This is a genomic window from Loigolactobacillus zhaoyuanensis (assembly GCF_003946385.1).
GTDB lineage: Bacteria > Bacillota > Bacilli > Lactobacillales > Lactobacillaceae > Loigolactobacillus > Loigolactobacillus zhaoyuanensis.
Map to the genome: position 1 here is coordinate 1 of NZ_RHOE01000092.1, position 7,633 is coordinate 7,633.

The following is a 7,633-nucleotide window of genomic DNA, read 5'->3' on the forward strand; positions in this document are numbered from 1 at the left end:
TAATGGCTAGACATGGTACTCTGGGATTGGGTCATGAAGGCACCTACTCTCTTATTTTCTTGGCGATTATAAGAATAGGTCTTCATGGCCTTTTTGTCTATAGTTGGTCTAGTTCATTGGGTGTTGCACTTCAATTGTAAACTCGGCGTTAAGTTAAATCCATAAAATATGAATATTAATGAAAATACTGATTTAATAGGATTTATCGTGTGGCTAATTTGTTCTTGCAATTTGGGGATATAACTTAATTTCAAATCAATCACGATTCTGCTATAATCAGGTCATTAAAATAGAATCGAGGACCATTATGGCTTATAAAGTTGATTTTAAAAATGTCTCCACCGTTGGTTTGACCAGTTCGCCGGTGGCAGATGCACTTGCGGGATTACGCGCGAATGAAGCTCGTTATTTCTGGAATAAATTCAAACACGAATTCACGACTGTCCCGGCAGCCGAAGACCCCGCTACGTTAAAATGGATCGAAACGATTTTAGCTGAGCGGGATATGCTTTTTCCCTACCAACCGCTAGAAGTCACGACTTTTGAAGCTGACGGCACTAAATACGCTTATGTTTTCTATGAAAATGGTTTAGCCGTCAACATCATGTACGGCCTCGCCGAAGATAGCAAGCGGGCCGTTGGTTTCAAGCTTAGCGATGGTATGGAAATACCCGTAGAATTTGAAAGCAAGTTCAAATTTGCCCGTCAAAAGTCTAAACTTGCTGGTACGATCCGCGGTTCATTTTTCGTGATCAAAGGTAACTATTAGTTAATTATTTATGCTCAAGCTAAAAGCGTGTGTATTTTCACAACTTTTAGTTAGGGTTTTTCCCTAAAATGTAATCGCTTTATTTATTTTCATAGTCAACGTGTTATGATGAATTTGTGATATGATTTTCTCCTTTAGCACCATAGTCCACAGCAGTATTCAGCCTACTACTCAGGTCAGCCACCCATTGTGACTGACTTTTTTTGATTGTCCAGCAATTACATTTATATGGAAAGTAACTGAAATACCACAGATAGCAAATTACTGATCAGTGGTTACCTGCATCATAAAATAAATAAAACCAATAGTTGGCGGACATCTAATTAATGCCTATCAACTATTGGTTTTATATTAACGTGCAACTAAAGTTTCATCAGTTTGTTGATCATACACAATTTTATCAACAATATCGCTCTCATATGGATACAATGGTTTCAGCGTGTCAGTATCGGCAAAATACAATTTAGCTTTATCGTCACTACCGAAAAGTAACATTTTATCCCGCAGAACTTCCTTTTGTGCTTCATCTGCCGCTGGTGTCATAATCCAAGGTTCGTACTGATCTGGTTTAGCTAATACAGTATCCTTGATTGTATGGTAATATGGCATTTTAATATCGGTTGAAATATTAACCTTTGCAATCCCATGAGCGATTGCTTCTTTGATTTTTTGATCTGGATTATTCGAACCGCCGTGTAATACTAAAGGCATTTGTAACACTTCATTCAAAGCATCAAGACGATCGATTTTAATATCGTTATCGCCACTCGGATATGGGCCATGGACTGTGCCAATAGCAACAGCCAAATCGTCAACCCCCGTTTGATCGACAAACTCTTTAGCACTCTTTGGATCAGTGTAAACACGACCCATATTATTATCTGCCGATGCATTACGACTACCAATACTACCAAGTTCAGCTTCAACAGCTACACCAATTCGATGCGATAGATCAACAACTTGCTTAGTGGTTGCTAAATTTTCAGCAAAAGGTAATCCTGAAGTATCGATCATAACTGAATTCATCTGATCCCGTAAAGCGCGCATAACATCATTAATATCACGACCATGATCTAAATGAATAGCAATTGGAACATTAGATGTCATGGCAGCTTCACGTGCATACTTAACAATATCACTGCCCATTAAATCATATTCATAGGGATGAATTTGCATAATGACTGGTGACTTTAAATCTTCAGCAACGGCAATAATATTTTTAACAAATTCACTATTCCCGACGTTAAATGCACCTACTGCAAAATGATTTTTGTATGCTTTATCGACTAATACTTTTGCTGAGACTAATACCATAATTAATACTCCCTTTCAAATATCTAAAATATCGAAACTACATCTGCTTTTGTATCTTTAACTTCGCCAGCAACTATAGTTTTCTTGGTTAATCCGACAATGAGACATTCAACCACTGCTCCTGCTAAAATACAGCCAACATATAATAGCGGTTTGTTGATAGCGATTGGAATAACGAAAATCCCACCATGTGGAGCTGAAAGTGTGATTCCAAAAGCCATTGATAACGCGCCGCCAACACCAGCCCCAATAATATTTCCTGGAATAACGCGCAACGGATCCGCACCAGCAAATGGGATAACGCCTTCTGTAATGAAGCAAGCACCTAACACATATGCAACTTTCCCTGTTTCCCGTTCTTGCGGTGTAAATTTATTTCTAAAAATTGTTGTTGCCAAACCTAAAGCAATTGGTGGAATCATCCCACCACACATAATTGCTGCCATTGGTGCAGTCACACCAGTCGTTAACATTTGAATTCCAAACGCATACGTAATTTTGTTCAACGGGCCACCCATATCACTTACTAATAGACCGCCAAGGATAAAGCCAACTAATACAGCATTGGTGCCACCCATATGACTTAACCAAGCAGTTAAATCCTTATTAAATCCACCAACTGGCCCGTTGATCATGTATTGAATGATTAACGTTGTGAATAATGTGCCAAAAACTGGATACAATAGTACTGGATTTAATCCTTGTAACGATTGTGGTAATTTAGTGAATATCTTCTTTAGCCCTAGAATAATGTAGCCTGCCACAAATCCTGCCACTACACCACCCAAGAACCCTGAACCGCCTAAATATGCAATCATCCCACCAATCGCACCTGGTGCTAACCCAGGACGATCTGCGATACTATACGCAACATACCCCGCAAATATTGGTACCATCAATCCAAACGCTGCTTTACTACCAACCATATTCAGAAAAGCAGCAAGCGTGTTATAGTCCGCGCTTTTAGGATCTGCAGAACCAGTACCAAACATAAACGATACCGCAATCAAAATACCACCAGCCACCACAAAAGGTAACATGAACGAAACACCATTCATCAAGTGTTTATAAATTCCAAAACCAATGGATTTAGCACTAGTTGATTGTTTTGCTGTAGTAGTCGCTGCTGCATCGGTGCTACTGCCCTGATAAATCGGTGCGGTACTCGCAGTTTTGATTAAATTTTCCGCATCATTGATTCCTGCTTTAGTCGATGTTTGTAACACATGCTTACCGCTAAAACGCGATAAATCAATCGTACGATCAGCAGCAATTACAATACCACTCGCTTGATTAATTTCATCAGTGGTTAATTCGTTCTCAGTACCACTAGAACCTTCTGTTTCAATCTTAACTTGGACGCCAAGCTTTTCACCAGCATCTTCCAACGCTTTAGCAGACATATAAGTATGCGCAATTCCTGCTGTACAAGCCGTCACACCTACTATAAAATCTTTATCGCTATCAGCTTTTGGCGCTATAGTGGACGAGTCAACTTTTTCTTCTGCTTCTTTTTCATTGACTAAATCAATAACCTCGGCATTCGTCTGTGCCAATATCAGATGCGCACGAAACATATCGTCCATCAAGAACCCTGATATTTTAGATAGCGCCTTCAAATGTTCGTTTGAAGCATTTTCTCCAGCCGCGATCAAGAAGAATAACTGACATTTTTCGTCACCATATTGGATGCCGTTTAATGACCGACCAAACGCGATTGCAGTTTTCTTAACGTACTTGCTCTTAGCATGCGGTATTGCAATGCCATTACCAACCGCAGTTGAAATTTCATTCTCACGTTGCCAAACATCCTTAATATATCCTTCTAAATCGCTGATACTACCATTCTTGTAAAGAAGCGTTGCTAAAGTACGAATGACATCTTCTTTACCATTCCCTTTAAGATCAAGCTGTATATTCTCTTGACTCAATACTTCTGAAATCTCCATAGAGCTCGCCTCCATCTCTATTACAAAACTAATTTCATAAAATCACTTGGTACCTTCAACTGCTTTAATTGTGTTAAATTATCTTCATTGACAATAATTTTTTGTAATATACCAAATACTCGCTCATACTCTAGATGATTAGTTGAATCTGGTAGTGGTAAAATAACCAAACTAACTTCCCGTCCACCCCACTGGATCGGCTTATCTAAAATAGCTATTCCTAGTGAGAATGGACAACCTGTTTTCATAACTAGCGGATGGGGCAGTGCTGTAAACGTACCAACATCAGTTGAAGAAAGCTGCTCCCGCTCCATAACATTATCAAACATTTCTGGTTGTTTTAATCGCATTAGTAACTGTTTAATTACCTCTTCTTTGTTAGAAAATTGGCCATGAATCAAAACACTATTCTTTAATACATTGGACAACACAAGTTGATTGATTTGAAGATTAATTTTCTTAATGTCGTCTTTAGTCAATAAATCATTGACTAAAACCAATGGTATTTCAGTCTGTACAACAATTCGATCACTGGCAATAATAAAATCAACGTTTTGTACATCAGCTATGTCAGAGATATGCAAAATCTGTTTAACACTTAAATTGGAAAATAATTCCTCAATTCGGTGAGCTAATAATTTAGCTGATACCTCATGTGCACCATATATAATAGCTATGCTTATGTCACGATGCTTATGCCGTTCAATGTAGGCAGCAAAATGCAGCGCCAAGTAACCGATTTCATTTTCCGGCAAGGTAACCTTTGCCACTTGTTTTAAGCAATCCGTAAAAGTTACTGCATACTGATAAGCAATAACATAATCAGTCTTTATATGATGAAGATAAGAATTTTCGATAAAGAAATTAAACTTTAGCGGTAATATATCACGAGAAATATGCAGTGCTAGGTCCGTCAATAATTTCTGATCACTCGCAAAATCTATTTGGTGTATTTTATTGGTCTGAATAAGTGCATCCTTCACCCAATTAGAGATTTCAGGATTGATCGAATAATATTGTTGGCCTACAGCATCACTGAACTCTTGACTAATCAAAAACCAATAAAAGTTTTCAATCTCCTTAGTCACAATCGAAGTGTCTTTATTGATGTAGTTAATGGTCTGGTGAAACAACGCCTCTGCTAGAACATAGACTGTTTTATTAATGTTCATCGTACTTGTTACAATATTATCCAGCGAATAACCCTTTTCATTGCGATAGACCGAAATCACCAAATAAGTTAGTAATGAGCGTAGCAATTTAATGTCACATTTAATACTGTTACGCTCTAACTCTCTGCGAATATAAGCACATAACTTCTTGGCCGCTTCAGGGTCGATCCAATCTTGAAAATAAAAATTAAAATCGGTTAAAAATTGTTCAACACTCAATAGTTGAGGGTCGAAAAAACTATCTAACAATAAACGGCAATCCAGTTCATCGCCAACCAATGACACACCTTGAAAAATAATAGCCTCAATTTTTACATGCCGCTGTTCAGATTCAATTATTTTTTGAATTCTGTAAATATCATTACGAATTGTCTGTGCTGAATAATGTAATTTATTAGCCAGTACTTCATAGGACGTATTAGGTTCACTCAATAAATACTTAATGATAAAAAATGCACGCTGTTCAAATATTAACTGATCCGTCTCTGTTAAATTAGTAATGGCACCTTCCAAAACATAGCCTTTAGTACTATCTGATGTAATTACACCCTCAGTTAAATAGTTTTCATTTAGATCCTTAATATAATTTCGTACAGTTCTTGTACTAACATTTAAATTCTTAGCCAACGACTGGCCGCCGATGCCTCCTCTATTCTTTTGTAATTGAAGAAGAAGCTTAGCATATTTATCTTTCATGTTATTTTCTTCCTCCAATCATCACTTACCTTACATATTCATCCTAAAATAAACGGTAGCTTCGTACAAGCATGATTTCTTTCCGCATAGATCAGGAAAGTTATTTTACTAGTTGTTTGAAAAACGCCTTGTAACCAGTATATTTCGACGGGCTGTATAACTAAGAATTTTAGCGACTGCAATAATTTCGCTTACTACATTAAGACTTTTGTGAATGAATCTTATACTCTAAAAAAATATTTAACAAGTATTCGGCATAATGATGGTCACATGGATGCCTAATATGGGTTAACAAATTATTTAGAACGTACTTTTAGATTAATAATTAGAAAAGAAATCGTTTTATTGATTTGTAACTATCGCGTGTTATCCTAAATTTATGACAGACTTTATTATTTAACGCTTTCGGAGGTTATTCATGGCAAAAATTATTTTCTTTACTTCAACTAGTGGCGAAACTGGTAAAACGTTGCTCACCGTGATGACAGCAATTGCCGCCAATAAATTTAACCAACAAAACGTATTGATCGTTGATACACTATCGCCTGCAGCGGCCACTGAGCTTATGCACAAAAAAATACCCGCGCTGGAAACTGCACCGGGTATTGATTTATTAACGGTTAATACATCCGAATTTCAACAGCAAATTGCACAATTGCGAGCTAGTTATGACTTTATTTTCCTTGATGCCAACTTTGCGAGCGGCTTAGTCAGCGCTGATCACGTGATCACAATGGCCGCTGCTGATGCCTTTACTATTCGTAGCAATCAACAATTACAGGCTAAACTCGCTCCTGGCCAATTTATTGGTACCATTCAAACCGCTATTTTTGAAAGTGCCGACATCGTTCAACGCACCACTGACATCGCGCCGCAAGACTTATTCAGTTTCCCGCTGGTTAATTTAGGTGGGTTTGCGGATGCACATCGCCGTAGCGGTATTGATATCGACGACGAGGACGATGAGTTTGCTTGGGCTTATTTTGCTGATGTTTTTAACGAACTGATTGAGCGTATCACCTTCATCACGGCGAATGGCTCGCTGACCGGCTTCACTTATACGCCAAAATACATTGACGACACTGGGATCACTGCTGCTGGCTACGGCTTAACGCTATGATCTGCCGCCAAACTATTTAAAACTTTGATCGTTGTCTGTAACTGAGCTGCATCGAACTGATGCAGTTTTTTTGCGATTTGTTCATGCTCTAACGTATGCATTTTTCTTTGTCTAGAAAGCTAATTATTGTATGATAGATGTAGGTAAAACCGACCGGCTGACACTTAATTTTCATCGCACCTATTTGTTGTCTTTCCATTCTGATCATCATCTAAAGGAGGAACGAGCATGGATACGATCAAAAATTATTTGGCAAGTAAATTTGCGAATGTACCTGACACGGCCGCTGCTGAAAAGGCTAAAGCTAATCTGCTGATCAAGCTGACTGCTCGATATCAGGAACTGCTAGCTGCTGGTAAAAACGATAATGAAGCTCTAGGTACTGTGATCAACGAGATCGACTCGATCGAGGACTTATTAATCACAGTCACGACACCGACCACTGAAACTAAAAATGACCTCACTTTGCACTAGGCCCTGTCAAGTTGACAAATGAAATAATATAAAGTTGAATCTGTTTCTAAGCGGCTTCACTCCAGTATTCATCTGGGGTGAGGCCGTTTCTTTGTGCTGAGCGATTGTGGTGATTGAAATATTCGATTCCTTCCTCAAC

At 38.2% G+C, this 7,633-nt stretch carries 6 protein-coding genes; 3 read left to right on the forward strand and 3 right to left on the reverse strand.

The window, feature by feature from the left end; translation table 11 throughout:
- The first annotated feature begins 307 nt into the window (after positions 1 to 307).
- The gene (locus tag EKM76_RS12280) at positions 308 to 769 is read left to right on the forward strand and encodes a phage tail protein (RefSeq protein WP_125550903.1); all 462 of its coding nucleotides are present in this window, start codon (positions 308 to 310) and stop codon (positions 767 to 769) included.
- A gap of 351 nt (positions 770 to 1,120) precedes the next feature.
- Here EKM76_RS12280 and EKM76_RS12285 read toward each other — a convergent pair whose 3' ends face one another.
- From EKM76_RS12285 to EKM76_RS12295, 3 genes are read right to left on the reverse strand one after another with little or no spacing between them, the layout of a single operon-like run.
- A complete protein-coding gene (locus EKM76_RS12285) occupies positions 1,121 to 2,083 on the reverse strand; it encodes a ketose-bisphosphate aldolase (protein WP_125550904.1) in 963 nt (320 codons plus the stop codon).
- A gap of 23 nt (positions 2,084 to 2,106) precedes the next feature.
- On the reverse strand, positions 2,107 to 4,032 hold the full coding sequence (locus tag EKM76_RS12290; RefSeq protein WP_125550905.1) for a PTS fructose transporter subunit IIABC: 1,926 nt from the start codon (positions 4,030 to 4,032) through the stop codon (positions 2,107 to 2,109).
- 20 nt (positions 4,033 to 4,052) lie between these two features.
- Positions 4,053 to 5,900 (reverse strand): BglG family transcription antiterminator, encoded by a 1,848-nt coding sequence (locus EKM76_RS12295; RefSeq protein WP_125550906.1) that lies wholly within the window; start codon positions 5,898 to 5,900, stop codon positions 4,053 to 4,055.
- Positions 5,901 to 6,318: 418 nt separating this feature from the next.
- On the opposite strand from EKM76_RS12295, the gene EKM76_RS12300 reads away from it, so the two are divergent.
- Both EKM76_RS12300 and EKM76_RS12305 read left to right on the forward strand, forming a co-directional pair.
- Positions 6,319 to 7,020: a hypothetical protein gene (locus EKM76_RS12300; RefSeq protein ID WP_125550907.1), complete on the forward strand. Its 702-nt coding sequence runs from the start codon at positions 6,319 to 6,321 to the stop codon at positions 7,018 to 7,020.
- Positions 7,021 to 7,248: 228 nt separating this feature from the next.
- Positions 7,249 to 7,494 carry a hypothetical protein gene (locus EKM76_RS12305; protein ID WP_225417945.1) on the forward strand — a complete coding sequence of 82 codons (246 nt, stop codon included), beginning with the start codon at positions 7,249 to 7,251 and terminating at the stop codon, positions 7,492 to 7,494.
- Positions 7,495 to 7,633: the final 139 nt, after the last annotated feature.